Origin of the sequence: Rhizobium sp. YJ-22 (assembly GCF_029601685.1) — a bacterium.
Taxonomy (GTDB): Bacteria; Pseudomonadota; Alphaproteobacteria; order Rhizobiales; family Rhizobiaceae; genus Metarhizobium.
Map to the genome: position 1 here is coordinate 187,181 of NZ_JARRIR010000011.1, position 472 is coordinate 187,652.

The 472-nt window shown below is 58.7% G+C and carries 1 protein-coding gene; it reads left to right on the top strand.

Annotated elements, in window-relative coordinates; genetic code table 11:
- The coding region (locus tag P7F60_RS23430) for a helix-turn-helix domain-containing protein (RefSeq protein WP_277920110.1) at window positions 1-472 on the top strand (472 nt) is incomplete at both ends.

A 472-nucleotide genomic window follows, 5' to 3' on the forward strand; every position in this document is an offset into this window, starting at 1 on the left:
GTTCGGCTTCAATCTTGCGCCATTGCTGAGCCGCGCCGACGAATTCGCCCGCCTCGCTTTGGAGGTCGCCGAGGAGCGGCGATTGCTGCGCCAGGCCCGGGAGACGCTGGCCATCTGCCGCCGCGACGTGCGAAAACTGATCTCGGCAGCCCTTCAGGAAGGCGCCGATGGCGACTGGCTGGCGATCGAAGCCCGCTATGCCGACCTCACCGCCCATCTTCCGCGCGTGCCGAGTCTCGTGGATGTCGAAGGGGTATTGCCTGCAATGGAGGCTTTGCGCGAGGAAATCGTCAACGCTTTGGAAAAACAGATGAAATTGCGCGAAACGGCCGCCAATGACATCCAAAATGGTCGCCACATACAGAATTCACATCCCGAATCCATTCCTGAATCTGAACCGCAAACGAAGCCACCTCGGAAAGACATTTCGGTTCGAAATGTGGCCAACCTCGTCCAGACGCCAAAAGCATTT